Raw genomic sequence first — 15534 nt, forward strand, 5'->3', positions numbered from 1 at the left:
CAGCCGGAGACCGGCGCGGTCGCGGCGGTGCCGGCTCAGGTCAGCCCCGGTCGCGGCGGTGCCGACCCGGGTCAGCCCCGGTCGCGGCGGTGCCGGCCGGTCTCGCCGGACGTTCCGGCGGTACGCCGTTTCAACCCGAGCATGGTGCCGATCTGCGCGCCGACGATGCTCGCTGCGGTGATCACCGCAGTCACCGCGAGTGGACGGTTCAGGTTCTGCTCCGGGCCGGACCGGCCGGCGGAGACGCCGCCGCCGAGGTTGCCGGTGGCGTCGTTGTCCACCTGCCAGGCGGGGCGGTCGGCATCTGACGGTACATCGACCGGCGGCGGGGTCTGCGGAGCCGCCGGCTGCTCCGGCGTCGGCTGCGACGGCGTGGGCTGTTCCGTCGTGGACGTCACCGCCGGGGTGACGACCGTGCCGGTGGCGTGCGGCCGTACACCGGTGTCCGTCGCCTCGGCCGGCAACCGCAGCAGCTGGCCGGCCCGGATCCGGTCCGGGTCGTCGATTTCGTTGAGGTCGGCCAGCTCCCGGTAGTCACTGAACCCGCCGAGGTAGCGGTCGGCGATGTGGCCGAGGTAGTCGCCCTTGGCGACCCGGTACACGGCCGACTCCGCCGGCTGGTCCGGCTGATCCGTCGGCGCTGTGCCGTCGGCGCCCGGTCCGGTGGGGGCTGCGGCGAGCGTGTGCAACGCCGCTGGCGAGACCAGCGGGGCCGGCGAGCCGACTGCGGCCGGTGCCGGCGCGGCGGACCGCCCGCTGGCACCGACGAGCTGGTTCGGTGTCGCCTGCTGGCCGGCGGGCGCGGCAAGCTCAGGGGCGCTGCCGAACCCGGTGCCCACCACCGCCGCCGCCGAGGTCGCCTCGACCGGCCCCGGTGCGGCGAACGCCGCCGCCGGACCGGCGACCAGGATCAACGAGATCGATCCGACCAGTGCGGCGGCGACCCGCTGCTGCCGGCCCATGCCGGGCAGCTTCGGCGCCGGCCGGCGCAGCAGTCGGGCCGGCACCTCCACCAGCACCGACAGCAGGAACGTCGCCCAGCCCAACCAGCCGGCAACCGCCAACACCCGGATGAACAACTGTCCACCGTCGCGGCTGGTCAGCGCGGTGCCGATCTCGTCGATGCCGGGCAGGTGGTCGGGCAGCGGGTTGCCGGCGAACGCGATCAGCGCGACCGGTGCGCCGGCGAGCAGGATCAACAGGACGGTCAGCGCACCCAGGCCGGTGAGGACCTGCCCGAGCCGCCGGACGGGGGAAACGCGGGTCGCGCGCATTGTGCCGCTCCTCTCGAGGGGTCAGCTTCCCGTCACGGGTCGGTCCGGAGCACGGCGGTGGCCTGCCCGGTCACCGGGATCCCCGGCGGGAAACCGAAGAGGCTGAGCATGGTGGTCTCGTAGGTCATGTCGACGGTCACCGTCATCTGCTGCTGATCGGGGGCGACCTCGACCGTGTACCCGGTCACCCCGGGCAGGTCGTCGAAGTAGTGGTCGACTGCGGCGGTGGCCGCCGGGACGTCGATGAACTGGCCCTCCCCGCTGACCGCCAGACCGATGTCGATCTGCTGCCCGCCGGTGCGAGCCGCCTCAGCGGCCAGGTTGTCCGCCCGTTGCTTGGTGCGGTACTTGCCGGCGGCGTCCACGGTGATCCCGAGGACGGTGGCCACGGCGAGGAAGGCCACGGCGAGGAAGACACTCACCCGCCCCGCGTCGCGGTGATCGTACGCACCGCCGTCGACGCCCGGCTGCTGGCGGCTTCCGCCCGGCCGCTGGCGGCTCATCCCCGCCCCCGGTAGCGGTCCAGCGGGGAACGGAAGTCGGCGCTGAGCAGCCGGTCCTGCGCCACCCAGGGCAGCCCCAGGTCGCCGAACTGGACCGTGCAGCTCACCCGGACGTGGATCAGCGCGGTGGTGCTGCCGGGCGCGGTGGCGAACGCATTGGTCAGGGTGTCCACCCCGTTCGGGGCGAAGTCGGCGGCCGGTTCCCCGGTGCAGGCGATGCCCTCCCAGTCGAGGCGCTGCTGCGCGGCGTACTCGGCGTTGGTCTGCGCCTCGGCCACGGACCGGGAGATGGAGGCGGCGCGGGCGGCGTCGTGCGCCGCCGCGTCCAGGGCGTTGCGGGCCAGCACGGTCCGCCCGGTCACCCAGGCGACGACGACCAGCAGCAGGAACGCCGGGGTCAGGATGGCCACCTCCACCGAGACGGACCCCCGGTCGCGGCCCCGGCCGGAGCCCTGGCCGGAGCCCTGGCCGGAACCCGCATGGCGTCGCCGCACGATCAGCCTCCCGCGACCTGCTCGAACCGCTCGATCTCGCCGTTGGCGGTCTCGCTGACGGTGAACGTCACGCCCGGCACCAGCGACAGTGCCTTACCGCTGACGGTGTACGACACGTACCGCCCGTCCGGGCCGACCGACGGCGCCGGCAGCGGGTCCGGGGCGAGCCAGTCGCCGGCGTCGGCGAGGAACGCGGCAGCGCGTTGCGCACCCACCCCGGTGTCGGCGTTGCCGCTGCCCAACGCGTCGTAGCCGCGTTCGGCGGTGACCGCCTGCTGGGCGGCGCTCAACGCCACGGTACGGGCCAGGAACAGCGCGGCGACCTGGATCGAGGCGAACAGCAGCAGCAGGATCGCCGGCAACAGGATGGCCAACTCGACCGGCGCCGCGCCCCAATCCCGGGCAGGCTGGACCACCGGGGTGGGGGCGGGCCGGACCACCGGGGTGGGGATGGTCCGGCCCGCCCGGCCGGCGAAGTGACGGCACATGTCGCCGATCAATCGCCGCCGCCCGGGAAGTTGCCCGAGTCCGGCAGGTCGCTCGACGGGTCCGGGTTGGCGTTCATGAAGTCGAACGCGAGGTTCGACGCCCAGGCGAGGACGGCGATCGCGACGAGCGCCAGGCCGACGATGATCACTGCGGTGGGGACCGGGCTGTCGCCCCTGTCCCGTTCGTCGGCGCCGCGCAGCTCGCCGATCCGGTCGGCCACCGCGAGGTAGAGGCGGGTGAATATCTGCATGGTGGGTGTCCTTTCGGGGGTCTGGCCGATGGCCGCCGGGCGGTCAGATCCGGGCCAGGAAGGGATAGAGGACGAATCCGATCAGGACGAAAACCAGGAATGCTCCCGGGATGTCGAGCCGGCCGGTGACCGCCTCCGCCCGAGCCAGGTTGTCGGTCCTGATCTGGTCGCGCAACGAGTCGGCGCGGCTCCGCAACGTCTCGTGCACCTGGGCACCTTCGGTGCCCGACGACTGCATGATCGATCCGACGTCACCGAGCTCCGGTACGCCGATCTGGTCGGACAGGTCCCGCAACTCGTCCCAGGGTGAATGCATCTGCAGCTGGGCCAGCCGCAGCGCCTCCCGGATCCGTTCGAAGACCCAGCCGTCGCACACCTTCGCCGCCCGCTCCAACGCCTGCACCGGCCCGTGCGCGGCGGACAGCTGCAACGCGACGAGGTCCAGATAGGTGCAGACCGCCCGGCTGAACTCCCGCCGGGCCTGCCGGGCCTTGCTGACCACGTCCTGGTGGGCGATCAGCGCGGCCGCCGCCGCCAGCACCAGGCCGGCGGCCACCGGTACGGCGACCGGCAGGTCGATGCCGACCACGCCGAGCGCCATGCCCAGCACCGGTGGCGCGACCAGCCCGATCAACGCCGACAGCAGCAGCGACAGGGCGTACTGCTCCGGGGTCCGGCCGAGCAGGGCGAGTTCCTTGTGCGGTGGCCGCAGCCACCGGACCACGCCGGTCAGCCAGGCCAGATCGCTGTCGGCGGCGACCACACCCGGCCGGCCCTGGGTGTGGTGCAGCCGGCGCAACGCCGGCGAGAGGGCCGGCGTGGCCGGGCTGGTCTCCCGCAGCAGCAGGAACAACCCGAGGCCGACCAGCGCTCCACTGACCACCGCGACGGTCAACTGCCAGTTGAGGATCATGACAGCACCTCGTCGGGGTCCGGGGCGGCGAGGAACCGGGCCGGTCGGGGCGGAATGCTCATCTGCCGCACCCAGACGAGCAGCGCGACGAACAGGCCGCCCAGCGCGACCATGACCAGTTGGCCGGTCGGCGTGCCGTACGGCGCCATGTAGTCCGGGTTGACCAGCCCGTACCCGAGGACCAGCAGGGTCATCACGGTCAGGAACCGCACCGCGAACCGGGGCTGGGTGCGTTTGGCCTCCACCTCGCGGCGAGTGGCGACCTCGGCGGCGGCCGCGTTCGCGATCGACCCCAGGACGTCACCGAGCCGCTCGCCCCGGTCGGTGAGGTGCAGGATCAACGCCGCCACGACCTGGTCGCAGACCGGGTCGCCGATCTCGTCGGCGAACGTCAGCAGCGCGGTCCGGCCCAGCCAGCCGGCCTGTAGCCGGGACGCCAGATCCCGTACCTCCGGGTTGATCTGCTCAGGAGCGGTGCTGACCGTGCCGATGATTGCCTGCTGCAGGCCCTGGCCGGTGCCGGAGACATCCTTGAGTCGGCGGGTCCACTCGCCGACGGCTTCGATCCGGGCGATCGCCCGCCGCTCCGCCTTGCCGACGCTGAACAGCCACGGCGCCCCCGGCACGGCGACCGCGACCAGGATGCCGGCCACCGGCAGGCCGGTGATCAGGAAGGCGAACGCGCCGACCAGCCCGGCGGCGACCAGCAGCGCCTGATGCTGGCGCTGCTCACGGCGGCTGGCGCCGGAGCCCAGCCAGAGCCGACGCACCAGCAGCCCGGCGCGCGACGGCGGCCCGGGTGGCCGGCTGGTGCCGATCAGCGCGACGACGGCGAGGACCAGGCCACCGATGCAGGCCGCGCCGGCGATGACCGCGATGATCTCGATGTTGGCGGGCAGGTTCACCGCTGCCCCCGCAGGACGGTGTGCCGTGGCCGACGCCAGGCACCGACGCCGGCCTCGATGTAGCGGGACAGCATCCGGGCGTCGTAGCCGACCCGCAGCAGCTGCTCCCGGATTCGTTCCGGCAGGTGCCGGGGGACCGCCCGGCCGTCCGCGCCGGGGCCGAAGACGGTGGTGGTGGCGATCCGACCGCCCTCGCCGACCCCGATCACCTCCTCGACGTGCGAGACGAACCGGTGTTTGCGTCCGCCGATGCCGGTCTCGTCCTCGACGGTGACGTAGACGATCAGGTCGAGGGCGTTGCCGGCCATCCGGCGGGCCTGGTCGACGGTCATCTCCCGGCCGTGCGACAGGGCCAGCTCGACGATCCGCTCGCCGACCCCCGACGGGGTACGGGCGTGGATGGTGCACATCGAGCCACGGCTGGTCGTCATCGCCTGCAGCATCGGCACGATCTCCCGGGACCGGACCTCACCGACGATGATCCGCAGTACCCCCATCCGCAGCGAGACCGGGATCAGGTCGGCGATGCTCACCTCACCGGCCGGACGGCCGTCGAAACCGCGTTCGCCGTGGCCCTCGCGGGCCTCGAAGCTCATCACCGCCCGGTGCCGATCGGTACGCCGGGCCGGCAGCAGTTCCCGGCTCTCCTCCAGCAGCACGTACGGCTCGTCGGGTGGGATCTCGTCCATCAGCGCCCGGATCACGGTGGTCTTGCCGGCCCCGGCCAGCCCGGCGACCATGATGTTCAGCCCGGCCCGCATCGACGCCCGCAGGAAGTCACGGACCAGCACGTCGATCATCTCGTCCAGGTCGGGCCGGCCGCCGGCCACGTCGTCGAGGCTGATGTCCAGAGTGTTGTGCTTGCGGATCACCGCGTACGGGCGGTGGCTGACCAGGTAGACGGCGGCCAGCCGGCTGCCGTCGGGCAGTTGCAGGTCCAGCGTCGGCTTCGAGGTGGACAGCGACCGTTCGGTGGCCCCGGCCCGCCGGGCGGCCGCCTGCAGGATCTCCACCAGTTCGTCGTCGCTGTCGGCGATCGGGGCGTGCCAGTCCACCTGCCCGTTGCGCCGGGTGATCCGCACCTGGTCACAGCCGAGGATGTGAACCTCTTCGATGGTGTCGTCGACCAGCAGGGTCTGCAGCCGGCCGAGCCCGACGAGTTCGGCGGTGACCTGGTCGAGCAGCACCCGTTCCTCGTACGCGGTCAGCGGGGTGCCGGCCCGGCGGACCTGGTCGGCGTACTCGGCGACGACCGCGACGGCGAGCCGGGCCCGCTCGACGTCCTCCTCGTCGATGGTGAACTCGCGACCCCGCTGCCAGCGGGTGAGCCGGGTGCTGAGCTCCCGGCGCAGCTCGCGGACCAGCGCGAAGTCGGTACGCGGCCGGGCCAGCGCACCGGTGCCGGTGGTGTCGGGGGTGGCCGGCGGCGTGGTGGGTGGAGCCAGCGCGGTCGGCGGCAGGGTGGCCGGGGCGGCACCGGGCTGGATGCCGGGCCGGGGTGCGCCCGTGGGCCGGGCGGTGGGCGGCGCGCTGACCGGGACGACCAGGGGCCAACTGTGCCGCGCGCTGTGGCCGTGCTGCGCGGGACGCAGCGGCACGCCGCTGTGCCGCGTCGCGGCGGGCGGTACGGCTTCGCCGGGGGCGGCTTCGCCCGGAATGCCGTTCGGACCGAGTGGCGGGGTGATCGAGGTGAGCGGGTCCGGCCGGTCCCGGGCCGGCCGCTGCGGCCGGCCGGCGGTGTCGTCGGACTCGTCGCGGGGATCGCTCAGAACTGGCTCAAATCGCATTCGGCACCCCTTCCGGCGTTGCCCACCGCAGCCGGGCCTGCCGTCGCTCGATCAGCGAACGGACCGGGACCTCCAACGCGCCGGCCGCCCGCAGCAGCGGCCGGTTGAGCTTGACCGTGCCGCCGTGGCTGAGCACCTCGGCGGTGCGGGGGTCGGCCGGCAACCGGGAGATCACCGGCAACTGCAGGGCCCTGCTGATCTCGGCGCGGCTGTGTCCGTCACCGACCAGCAGCAGCCGCAGTGAACCGGGCGGCACCCGGTGCTCGGCGAAGTCCCGCTCGATGGTGGTCACCGCCGCCCGGGCGCTGGACAGGTCGGGCAGGTGCGCGGCCGCCACCACCAGGACGACGGTCGCCGCCCGCAGGATCGGCCACGGTGGATTAGCGACGTAGAGTCGGCCACAGTCGACGATCACGTCGTACGGTGGACGGCCGCGTTCCAGGCCGACGAAGAAGTCGGCGAACCGTTGCCACAGCGGGGTGACGCTGCCGATCTGCGTCGGGTCGACCACGCCGGGCAGCAGCAGCCGCTCCCGGCGGGGGGCGTCCAGGTCGACCAACTGGCTCCAGAAGGCCTCCTCCAGGTTGCCGTCGCGCAACTCGCTGACCGCCAGTTCCCCGATCCCCCGCCGGCCCTCCAGGGCACCGCCGAGGTAGCCGGCCATCAACGTCCCGCCGGCCGGATCGCACTCGGCGAGCACCACCCGGTGGTGCCAGGCGAGCGTGCAGGCGAGCGCGCTGGTGGTGACGCCGGGGGAACCCTTGGCGGAGACGAGCGCGACGATGGCCATCCGTCAAGCCGCCGGGGCCAGCACGACCGCGATCCTGTCCTCGGCGGCGAGCACCACCACCGCCGGCACGTCCCGTGCGGCGAGTGCCAGGTAGGCGATGATCCCGCTGCGGTCGTCGGCGGCCACGTCGATCACGGTCGCGTCGAACCGGGTGACCGCGTTCTCGCTGGCGTTACGCGTCGGCGTGCCGACGAGGATCAGCTTGTCGCCAGGGTTCAGCTGCCGGGCCGGCACCTGGTCGGCCCGCAGCCCGATGGCGATCTGCTGCTGGTCCGGCCCGATCATCGGCTCGTTGGTCAGCTGCGCCGGGGTGAGCAGACTGCCGGGCACCAGGGCGACCGCGGCCCGCAGCCCGACGACCTGGTCGAGCTGGCTGGCCGGCACCGGCTTGATCGCCTGCCCACCGGCCACCTGCACGGTCACCAGGTCGTCGGCGGACAGCACCGCACCGACCGACACGTCCCGGGCGACGGCCAGGTAGGAGCCGGTGGCCCGGACCGAGGTGACCGCGAAGGCGGACCCGAGCCCGCCGAGGGCGATCAGCAGCACCGCCAGCCCGAGCAGGCCGGGCCGGACCCGCCGCTGCCGGACGATCTTCGGCGGGGTGACCGGCGCGTCGACGCCGCTCTGGCCGGTACGTGTCGTCGCCACGGTCATCGCCGTACCACCTGCAGTTCGTCGATCTCGATCTCGATGGGGTCGCTGATGACCGTCGGGCTGGCGAAAATGTCCTGTTCGACCCCGTTGATGAACCAGGTGACGTCCCAACTGACCGTTGCGGTGACCTGGTAGCCGCCCGGCGTCGGGTAGCCGTTGTCGTAACCGCAGCCGGGGTTCCAGGGGTTGTCGACCGCCGGGTCGTACGCGTCGAAGACCTCGTCCCGTTCGCAGCTGAAGCTGTCGCCGTTGCCCATGTTGAAGGTGATCTCGTCGACCTCGGCCAGCACCCGGACGCTGACGTCGCGGTCCGCCTCGTCCTCATCAAGCGGGCCCCAGACAATGTCGGACTCTTCGGACCACACCCAGACCGGCAGACCGACCAGGCCGGGCTTGTCCGGGTCGGGCGCGGTGTGGATGACCGGCTTCTCGAATTGGATCCGGGCGTACGCACGGCGACGCAGCTCGTACGGGTCCGGTGGCGCCTCGTAGCCCGACGGCGGGTCGTCCAGCCACCTGACGATTTCTGAGACCTGCCCGGCGACGCAACTCACGTTGTACGCGACCTGCCCCGGCTCGCCGCCCGGCGGCTGCGGCTCGGCCCGCATGTAGTAGCACTCGTCCTCGCGGTTGAACCAGCCGACGATGTCGTCGTAGCAGGGCAACTCGACGCCGTCGCGGTAGCACGGGCCGGCCCCGCCGTCGCCGCCGTTGTTGCCGCCGCCGTTGTTGCCGCCGCCGCCGTCGTGGCCGGGGCCGCCGGGCTGCTCGACCCAACCTTCGCATTCGGCCTGGGTGACGCCGCCGCAGCCGCCACCGGACGACTGTGCGGCAGCCGGCCCGGCGGCGGTCAGCCCAGCAGCGGCCAGCAGGGCGACTGCGGCCAGCCCGACGAAGGTACGGCGGCCGATGGCAGCGACGCCGGTCAGCATGGCTGGTCCCGGTGTGCGACACCCCGGCTGATCAGCCAGCGACCGTCGTCGTAGCGGGTCGCGGTGGCGGTGGCCAGGTAACGACCCACCTCGGTGCCGGGAACGACCGTGTCCGTGTCGTTGGCGTAGACCATCCGGTAATTCGTCGCGTCCAGGCAGTCCTGGATGTCAACCGTCATCGGCACCGAATCGAGATTGATGTCGGTTATCGTGGGATCGGAGGTTAGTGAGCCGATGCGCACGGCGCCGTGCTCCTTCGCGTCTCGAATGCTCAGCCTGACCCGGGTCAGGAGTGGGTCGCCGAGATACTTCTTCAACTCGGGGTGATGGGGGTCGGCCGCGTGTTCGGCCTTCTCGGCGGCGGCGAGGTAGCCGTTGTACGCGGCGAGCGCGGCTTCGGCTGCCTCGGCGGCGGCCGGGTCGTCGGTCGCCGCCGGTGCGCGCAGTGGCGGCAGGGTGGCGGACTGCTCGCTGGCGCAGCCGGCGAGCGCGGCAGTCGCGAGCACCGACGCGGCGAGCATCACTGCTGGCCAGGGGCGCTGACTTGGCCTCACGTCCGTCCTCCTCGGTGCCCGCCGGGCCGGCCAGGGTGGCGCAGGGCGACAAGCACTATTGCCAACATCGATGTGTTGGGGTGTTGCCGTACTGTCCGTTGGAATGATCCAGTGCTGCCTCCGGCTGGTCCGGCCAGGTGTCGACCGACGCATTTCCGCCGGTCGGTCGGATGTTTCCCGGCGGTAGTGCATCGCTCAAGGGGGGAGCATAGGCTGACGCCCGCGACAGCAACAGGGGCAATTCAGAACAATACTCAGGGTTACGATCTTCGAGTCCGGTCCCGGTGGAGGGTGGCGCGATGCCCGGTCATTCCGATCACCGCCCCAAGACGCATCCGAGTACGTCTGTCAAGTGGACAGTGGTGATCGAAAACCGACAGTCTCCATCGCGAATTGCCAGCCTGGGCCGGATTCTGTCCCATTTGGAAGTCGACGGTCGACCCGGCCATCGTCGACCAGCAGACCGACCACGGTGCGAGCCGGAGTCGGTCGACCGGGTCCCGCCAGCCCGATCGACACCAAGAGTAAGCGATCATGAAAACACGGACCGTGACCGGCGTCGTGGAGGCCGGGAGAGGGCGCAGGGATGATCACCGGTAACGAGCGCCCGATCGGGACCGAGCCGGCACCGGCCCCCGCCGGAGGACGGCCCGGCCAGGCCGGCAAGCTGCTCCGCATACTGCTGGTGCTCCGCGTACTGCTGGTGCTGCCCGTGCTGCGCCGGGCCGCCGCCGTCCACTCGGTGGCACCCGGCGAACCGTGGCGGACCGGCTGTCCACGGTGCGGCACGCCGTTCGGCGCGGCCGGCCGGCCGGGGTCGTTTTCCCCGCCGGCGTCGGTGTCCCCGCTGGCCAGATGCGGCGGCTGCGGTGCCCGGGTCGGCCCGCTGCCGTTCGCCGTCGAGGTGGTCGCCGTCGCGGCGCTGGCGGCGTTGATCTCCGCCGGCCTTCCCTGGCCGGTCCTCCTGGCACTGATGTGGTGGGCCGCCTGGATGGTCCCGCTGGTCTTCGTCGACCTCGCGGTGCACCGGCTGCCGGACCGGCTCACCTACCCGGCCGCCGCCGGGACCTGGGCGCTGCTCGGCGCGGCGGTACTGCTGGGTGAGCCGTCCGATGCCTGGCTGCGGGCCGTCATCGCCGGTACGGGCGTCGCGGTGCTGTTCGCCGCCACCACCCTGGCGTTCGGTGCCAGGGGGTTCGGGCTGGGCGATGCCAAACTGGCGCTCAGCGTCGGCGCGGTGCTCGGCTGGTTCGGTTGGCCGATGGTGCTGCTCGGGCTGCTGGTCGCCTTCGTCGGTTCGGGCGGCGTGGCGGTGGTCCTGCTGGTCGCCCGGCGGATCCGGTGGACCCAGCAGCTGCCGTTCGGGCCGTTCCTGGTGCTCGGAGCCGTCGTCGGGGTACTGCTGGCCGGTCGACTGCCGGCGGGCTGAGCACAACCTCACCCCGACTCACGCCGAAATGCAGATCCGCTCGACATGCTCGAAGATGTCCGCGTCGGTCTCCTGCTGCCAGGCTGGCAACGCGTCCCAGTCGGCCACGTACGACGGCTTCGGGTCGTCGAAGTGCTTGTGGATCTGGGCGATCCAGCACAACGCCACAAAACGCCCCTTCTGCTCCCGGCTCAGCTGCGCTGTGCAACCGGAACTGACCTGCACGAAGTCGTGAATCTGGCCGAACACGGCCGAAGCGGCCTGTCGCTCCCATGCGGGGGTGGCCTCCCACGGGGCGACGTAACCGGGCTTCGGCTCGCCCGGATAATGCCGGAGCACCCCGGCTGTCCACGCCTCACGGAAGTGGCGACCCCGCTCGTCGGTCATGATCGGCCCTGATTCCTCTCGTCTCGTCATCAGATCATTTCGCCGTCAGGCTGCAGCCGTCAGCAGGCCGGTTATCCGGTCGTTCAGCTGTGCGACCTGAGCATCAGCCAACAGGGCCGGCGTGAGTTGGCGCTGGAAGCCCTGCACCTTCCGGCCCAGGTAACCGACGGAGTGGGTCTGCTCGGCGATGCCGACAGCTTCGCTGCCGTACCGGAGCATCCGATCGATGTCGGTACGTTGAGCGCTCAGCAAAGCAAGATCGGCCAGGATGCCACCCCGACGACGCGGCGACATCGTGCCGTCGCTGGCCGCAAAGAGCGCACGCTCGGCCAGATCGACCTGCCCCAATGCAAGGTGACAGGCGCCTCGCTCCTCACATATCCGGCTTCCATCGAAACGCAGCCAGCCACCAGGACTGGCCGGGCCGTTGAGACCGTGCACCTGCTCAGCGGTATCCAAGGCGTGTTCGCAAGCTTCCCGGTCGCCCAGTCCTGCGAACGCCTGAGCCTGCACAGCTGCGACCCAATGGCGGGTGGACAGTTGACTATCGCCACGTTGGGCGATCCGTGCTGCGGCGTCGAGCACGGTCACGGCCCGGCTGTACTGCTGGTCGTACAGGTTGACGAACGCCTGCCGGGTCAAGGCGCAGGCCCAGCGGTCGTAGGAACGCGACTCACGACCCGCCGACGCCGCCAACGAGTAACAATGTGCGGCCTCGGCGTACTGGTCGGCGTCGAAAAAGATCTCGCCCGCCAGTTGGAACAGGTCGCATGCCAGCACGCACAGCCTGCGGTGCTCGGCCCCCGTAGGTGCCCGGTCGAGCCGGTCGACCAGCACGGCGGCCTGCTCCTGGACCAATGGGTAGACGAGGCGCTTGGGCCTGGTCAGCCCGAAGACCTGCCACAGGTGGGCGTTGAGTTCTGCGTATTGATCCAGGTCACCGGCCTCATGAGCCAGGGTCGCCGGAAGCAGAGCCGCCCCGTGGCTTCCAGTTGGTAGCGCCGTGAGGGCACCCGCGACGCTTATCAGGCGGAGAAGTTCGCGGCGATGCATGTCGTCGAGTACACCTGTCGGCTCTGACCGTACCGGAACCGGGCCGGCGGCGGTTGGTCGAGGTGTAGGAACAGGAGGAGACAGGTCCTCGTCCCCACCCATTAGCCAGTGGTCGAGCTGCTCTGCCGTTACCTCCAGGATCTTGCACAGCTTCAACCGCGTATACGGATAGGGGGTGGTGACGCCGTGTTCGAGTCGGGCGATCGTCGTACGGTCCACGCCGATCTTCTCGGCGAGAGTCTCCTGGCTGAAACCGAGCGCCTTCCGACGCTCGACGAACCGGCGGCGCTTGACTGCCACAGGCACCTCCGTCCTTTGGGACTCCCGTTCCAGCGTACGGGAGGCTGCGCTTGACTGAGCCGTCCGTCGCCCCCAGATGCGTCACAGATGCCTCGGAAGCACCCGGGCTCCGTGTCGTGCCGACGGGTTTCAGAGGCGGCGGATCACCAGCCCTGGCTTGACGTCCGAGGCAGCCGACAGGTGCGCGATGTCCTCCGGGTCGCTGGTGAAGACGATCGCGCCGCAGGCAAGCGCGATGGTGACCACGCTGGCGTCGACCACGTCACGCGTACCGGCCTTCCCGCACAACACCCCGGCCGATTTGGCCAGTTCCAGACCGACTGGAACGATTTCGCAGCTGCTCAGGAACCGTCCGAGCTGGACCTGCCGGCGGGCATCTCGCCAGGCCTGGCCGACCACGACGGAAGGGACGAGCAGACGTCGCCCTTCCTCGACGGCCAGATGGTGTATCGCCCAGATCCGTCGGTCATTGCTGTCGATCGCCAGCAGCACCCCTGTGTCGTAGACGTAAGGGATGGTCACGCGGCCGCCCGGCCGGGCGCGCTGAGCGCCTGGGCGTCGGCGGCAGCCATCTCCGCGCGTGCCGCAGCGATCTCTTCAACGGTGAACGCACCGTGCTCGGCCTGCCAGTCGGCGACCAGCCGCCGCCCGACCCGCCGCCGGAGCTCACTTTCCGCAGCGCTCGCCACCAGCCTCGACAAGGGGACGCCATCGTCGCGAGCAGCCTCGCCGAGCGCCTCGACCAGTTCTTCGGGGAGGGTCACAGTGATCTTCTTTGCCGCCATACGCACACCATACAGCGATATGGCAGCACCTAAGGCGAGTGCTGCCGCCCTCCCGGCCGGTTCGCCACCTGCGAACCGGGGCAGGATGGAGTGCATGGGCAGGGCGAACGAGCGGCGCACCGTACTGCGGATCGACGTCGGCGGTGGGTCGACCCGGCAGGTCCGTCGGATGGACACCATTTCCGGGGAGGAGCCGCTGGAGATCCGGGTCGGCCCGGCTGGTGCGGCACGGCGTCCCCCGCTGGCCGTCACCATGCGTACGCCGGGAAACGACATCGACCTCGCGATCGGCTTCCTGCTGACCGAGGGTGTGATCGGGGCCGCCGAGGACGTGGTGACCGCCCAGCTGTGCGCCGGCACCGACACACCGAACACGTACAACGTGGTCGACGTGACGCTCGCCGGGCACGTTCCGCCGCCGCAGACCGACCCGGCCCGCAACTTCTACACCACCAGCTCCTGCGGGGTCTGCGGCAAGGCGAGCATCGATGCCGTCCGCACCCGGTCCCGGTTCGACGTGGCCGCCGACCAGGCCACGTTCAGCCCGCAGGCCCTGGTCGGTCTGACGGACCAGCTGCGCGCCGCCCAGCAGGGCTTCGACCGCACCGGTGGGCTGCACGCCGCCGGCCTGTTCACCGCCGACGGGCAGCTCCGGGTGGTACGCGAGGACGTCGGCCGGCACAACGCCGTCGACAAACTGATCGGCTGGGCGGCCCGGGAGGACCTGCTGCCGCTGCGCGGTCATCTGCTGCTGGTCTCCGGGCGGGCCAGCTTCGAGCTCACCCAGAAGGCGTGGATGGCCGGCATCCCGGTGCTCGCGGCGATCTCCGCCCCGAGCAGTCTGGCGGTCGCCCTCGCCGAGGAAGCGGGGATGACCCTGGTCGGGTTCCTGCGCGGATCGACGATGAACGTCTACGCGGGCGCCGACCGCCTCACCGACTGAACCCGACGTGTCCGACGCCGCCGTTCGCCGGACGGCTTGCCGGGCTCCGCGTGCCCGATAAGTTCACGTCTGTCGCCGGTTCTCCTGGATCCAGCGCTCGACGTCCGACTTCAGCCCACACCGGACCCATTGCGAGGGCTGTGGTCGTTCAAGGTCAAATCCAGCTGGTGCCCGGAATGCGGGCGTACGACGTCAGCAACTCGGCTACCGGGTCATCCGGCACGGCTCACCCTGACCGGCGCACCCCGACACTCACGATGCCGGGATCACCATGATCAGTTGAAGGTGAGATACCTTTCCCGTCGGCTGAAAGGTATCTCACCTTCAACTCGCGGCGTCAGCGATCCGCGAAGCCGGGGAGCAGAGGATCTGTGTCGTCGGCTCCGTACACCTCACTTGCGGACGTACCCGGACGTGTACTGCGACCGCACGGCCAACGGCGCGCACTCGTGACGCGCGCCGCGTACCCCCGCAAGATCCCTGCCGTGTCTATGCTCGGCCCTGAACAGCGCAGACAGCCTCAGATCGGAGACGGGGACATGCAGGTCGCCGAAGTCCTGGAGGTGCTCGAAGCACTGTTCCAGACCAGCAGGCACCCGGAGATCACCGACGTCCGTCGGTACGGGCAGGACACCGAGCCCGGCGGCAATTCGCCAGCCGGGGTACGGGTCTACTACTCGACGGGATCGACCGGGATGCTGTGGGCGGCCGTCGGCAAGCCCGCACCGGCACCGGCGTCGTTGCCGGCCGAGATGCCCGCACCTCGCGAGCGGGCGCGTCGCACGCTCGCGTTCGCCGTCCAGCTGCTGGACTTCGCCCGACCCGAGGAGTTCACCTCGTGGGAGCCGTGCGCTTTCACCGGGGTGCACAGCTCCCCGTCCGGGGTGAAGATCACCTGCCGGGACGGCGGCGCCGTCTTCCTCCGGGCGACCGCCACCACCGGACCGGGCGGCATCGCAGGCGAACCGCAAGAAGACCCGTACCCGGACTATCAGATTCCGGAAGGAGTCCGTTCATGGCGCCAGGAGGTAGGTGCTCGGTCTGCGGTCAGCAGGTGACCACCGCCCCCGGCCAGCCCGCACCGCTGCA

Annotated in this window: 19 protein-coding genes; 3 read left to right on the forward strand and 16 right to left on the reverse strand. The window is 71.2% G+C overall.

All coding sequences use genetic code 11. The features are described from left to right. Positions 1-71: 71 nt before the first annotated feature. From O7553_RS26455 to O7553_RS26510, 12 genes are read right to left on the reverse strand one after another with little or no spacing between them, the layout of a single operon-like run. Positions 72-1274 carry a LysM peptidoglycan-binding domain-containing protein gene (locus O7553_RS26455; protein WP_281552286.1) on the reverse strand — a complete coding sequence of 401 codons (1203 nt, stop codon included), beginning with the start codon at positions 1272-1274 and terminating at the stop codon, positions 72-74. A 32-nt stretch (positions 1275-1306) separates the two neighbouring features. Next, a complete protein-coding gene (locus tag O7553_RS26460) occupies positions 1307-1777 on the reverse strand; it encodes a pilus assembly protein TadG-related protein (RefSeq protein WP_281552287.1) in 471 nt (156 codons plus the stop codon). Beyond that, entirely contained in the window at positions 1774-2271 is a 498-nt protein-coding gene (locus O7553_RS26465; protein WP_281552288.1) for a TadE/TadG family type IV pilus assembly protein, read from the reverse strand. Before O7553_RS26465 ends, O7553_RS26460 begins: the two co-directional genes overlap by 4 nt. Before the next feature lie 2 nt (positions 2272-2273). Then, on the reverse strand, positions 2274-2759 hold the full coding sequence (locus O7553_RS26470) for a TadE/TadG family type IV pilus assembly protein (protein WP_281552289.1): 486 nt from the start codon (positions 2757-2759) through the stop codon (positions 2274-2276). 8 nt (positions 2760-2767) lie between these two features. Continuing rightward, positions 2768-3010 carry a hypothetical protein gene (locus tag O7553_RS26475; protein ID WP_281552290.1) on the reverse strand — a complete coding sequence of 81 codons (243 nt, stop codon included), beginning with the start codon at positions 3008-3010 and terminating at the stop codon, positions 2768-2770. A 43-nt stretch (positions 3011-3053) separates the two neighbouring features. Further along, positions 3054-3920, reverse strand: coding sequence for a type II secretion system F family protein (locus O7553_RS26480; protein ID WP_281555762.1), 867 nt, complete (start codon positions 3918-3920; stop codon positions 3054-3056). Continuing rightward, positions 3920-4828 (reverse strand): type II secretion system F family protein, encoded by a 909-nt coding sequence (locus O7553_RS26485; RefSeq protein ID WP_281552291.1) that lies wholly within the window; start codon positions 4826-4828, stop codon positions 3920-3922. The genes O7553_RS26480 and O7553_RS26485 overlap by 1 nt, the downstream gene beginning before the upstream one ends. Continuing rightward, entirely contained in the window at positions 4825-6615 is a 1791-nt protein-coding gene (locus O7553_RS26490; protein ID WP_281552292.1) for an ATPase, T2SS/T4P/T4SS family, read from the reverse strand. Before O7553_RS26490 ends, O7553_RS26485 begins: the two co-directional genes overlap by 4 nt. Beyond that, on the reverse strand, positions 6605-7405 hold the full coding sequence (locus O7553_RS26495) for a ParA family protein (RefSeq protein ID WP_281552293.1): 801 nt from the start codon (positions 7403-7405) through the stop codon (positions 6605-6607). The genes O7553_RS26490 and O7553_RS26495 overlap by 11 nt, the downstream gene beginning before the upstream one ends. Positions 7406-7408: 3 nt before the next feature. Further along, positions 7409-8062 (reverse strand): SAF domain-containing protein, encoded by a 654-nt coding sequence (locus O7553_RS26500; protein WP_281552294.1) that lies wholly within the window; start codon positions 8060-8062, stop codon positions 7409-7411. After that, entirely contained in the window at positions 8059-8994 is a 936-nt protein-coding gene (locus O7553_RS26505; protein WP_281552295.1) for a hypothetical protein, read from the reverse strand. Before O7553_RS26505 ends, O7553_RS26500 begins: the two co-directional genes overlap by 4 nt. Then, positions 8988-9515 carry a hypothetical protein gene (locus O7553_RS26510; protein WP_281555763.1) on the reverse strand — a complete coding sequence of 176 codons (528 nt, stop codon included), beginning with the start codon at positions 9513-9515 and terminating at the stop codon, positions 8988-8990. The genes O7553_RS26505 and O7553_RS26510 overlap by 7 nt, the downstream gene beginning before the upstream one ends. A gap of 619 nt (positions 9516-10134) precedes the next feature. Here O7553_RS26510 and O7553_RS26515 point away from each other — a divergent pair. After that, the gene (locus O7553_RS26515) at positions 10135-10977 is read left to right on the forward strand and encodes a prepilin peptidase (protein WP_281552296.1); all 843 of its coding nucleotides are present in this window, start codon (positions 10135-10137) and stop codon (positions 10975-10977) included. A gap of 18 nt (positions 10978-10995) precedes the next feature. Here the strand turns inward: O7553_RS26515 and O7553_RS26520 are convergent, their stop codons facing one another. The 4 genes from O7553_RS26520 to O7553_RS26535 all read right to left on the reverse strand — a co-directional run bounded on the left by O7553_RS26520 (position 10996) and on the right by O7553_RS26535 (position 13502). Beyond that, the gene (locus tag O7553_RS26520) at positions 10996-11364 is read right to left on the reverse strand and encodes a hypothetical protein (protein ID WP_281552297.1); all 369 of its coding nucleotides are present in this window, start codon (positions 11362-11364) and stop codon (positions 10996-10998) included. Positions 11365-11409: 45 nt separating this feature from the next. Beyond that, entirely contained in the window at positions 11410-12717 is a 1308-nt protein-coding gene (locus O7553_RS26525; protein WP_281552298.1) for a helix-turn-helix transcriptional regulator, read from the reverse strand. A gap of 129 nt (positions 12718-12846) precedes the next feature. Next, a complete protein-coding gene (locus tag O7553_RS26530) occupies positions 12847-13239 on the reverse strand; it encodes a PIN domain-containing protein (RefSeq protein WP_348650030.1) in 393 nt (130 codons plus the stop codon). Further along, positions 13236-13502, reverse strand: a complete 267-nt coding sequence (locus O7553_RS26535) for a YlcI/YnfO family protein (protein WP_281552300.1) — start codon at positions 13500-13502, stop codon at positions 13236-13238. The genes O7553_RS26530 and O7553_RS26535 overlap by 4 nt, the downstream gene beginning before the upstream one ends. A 94-nt stretch (positions 13503-13596) precedes the next feature. Between O7553_RS26535 and fdhD the strand changes: the two genes are divergently transcribed. Next, a complete protein-coding gene (fdhD, locus tag O7553_RS26540; RefSeq protein WP_281552301.1) occupies positions 13597-14445 on the forward strand; it encodes a formate dehydrogenase accessory sulfurtransferase FdhD in 849 nt (282 codons plus the stop codon). Between the two features lie 539 nt (positions 14446-14984). Then, on the forward strand, positions 14985-15503 hold the full coding sequence (locus O7553_RS26545) for a hypothetical protein (protein WP_281552302.1): 519 nt from the start codon (positions 14985-14987) through the stop codon (positions 15501-15503). Positions 15504-15534: the final 31 nt, after the last annotated feature.

The sequence above is a fragment of the Solwaraspora sp. WMMA2059 genome (assembly GCF_027497315.1).
Classification (GTDB): Bacteria; Actinomycetota; Actinomycetes; order Mycobacteriales; family Micromonosporaceae; genus Micromonospora_E.

Bases quoted from the DNA above. Each gene is read 5' to 3' on its own strand.
- O7553_RS26455 (WP_281552286.1), bottom strand. From the start codon at position 1,274: ATGCGCGCGACCCGCGTTTCCCCCGTCCGGCGGCTCGGGCAGGTCCTC.
- O7553_RS26460 (WP_281552287.1), bottom strand. From the start codon at position 1,777: ATGAGCCGCCAGCGGCCGGGCGGAAGCCGCCAGCAGCCGGGCGTCGAC.
- O7553_RS26470 (WP_281552289.1), bottom strand. From the start codon at position 2,759: ATGTGCCGTCACTTCGCCGGCCGGGCGGGCCGGACCATCCCCACCCCG.
- O7553_RS26475 (WP_281552290.1), bottom strand. From the start codon at position 3,010: ATGCAGATATTCACCCGCCTCTACCTCGCGGTGGCCGACCGGATCGGC.
- O7553_RS26490 (WP_281552292.1), bottom strand. From the start codon at position 6,615: ATGCGATTTGAGCCAGTTCTGAGCGATCCCCGCGACGAGTCCGACGAC.
- O7553_RS26495 (WP_281552293.1), bottom strand. From the start codon at position 7,405: ATGGCCATCGTCGCGCTCGTCTCCGCCAAGGGTTCCCCCGGCGTCACC.
- O7553_RS26500 (WP_281552294.1), bottom strand. From the start codon at position 8,062: ATGACCGTGGCGACGACACGTACCGGCCAGAGCGGCGTCGACGCGCCG.
- O7553_RS26505 (WP_281552295.1), bottom strand. From the start codon at position 8,994: ATGCTGACCGGCGTCGCTGCCATCGGCCGCCGTACCTTCGTCGGGCTG.
- O7553_RS26510 (WP_281555763.1), bottom strand. From the start codon at position 9,515: ATGCTCGCCGCGTCGGTGCTCGCGACTGCCGCGCTCGCCGGCTGCGCC.
- O7553_RS26515 (WP_281552296.1), top strand. From the start codon at position 10,135: ATGATCACCGGTAACGAGCGCCCGATCGGGACCGAGCCGGCACCGGCC.
- O7553_RS26520 (WP_281552297.1), bottom strand. From the start codon at position 11,364: ATGACCGACGAGCGGGGTCGCCACTTCCGTGAGGCGTGGACAGCCGGG.
- O7553_RS26535 (WP_281552300.1), bottom strand. From the start codon at position 13,502: ATGGCGGCAAAGAAGATCACTGTGACCCTCCCCGAAGAACTGGTCGAG.
- fdhD (WP_281552301.1), top strand. From the start codon at position 13,597: ATGGGCAGGGCGAACGAGCGGCGCACCGTACTGCGGATCGACGTCGGC.
- O7553_RS26545 (WP_281552302.1), top strand. From the start codon at position 14,985: ATGCAGGTCGCCGAAGTCCTGGAGGTGCTCGAAGCACTGTTCCAGACC.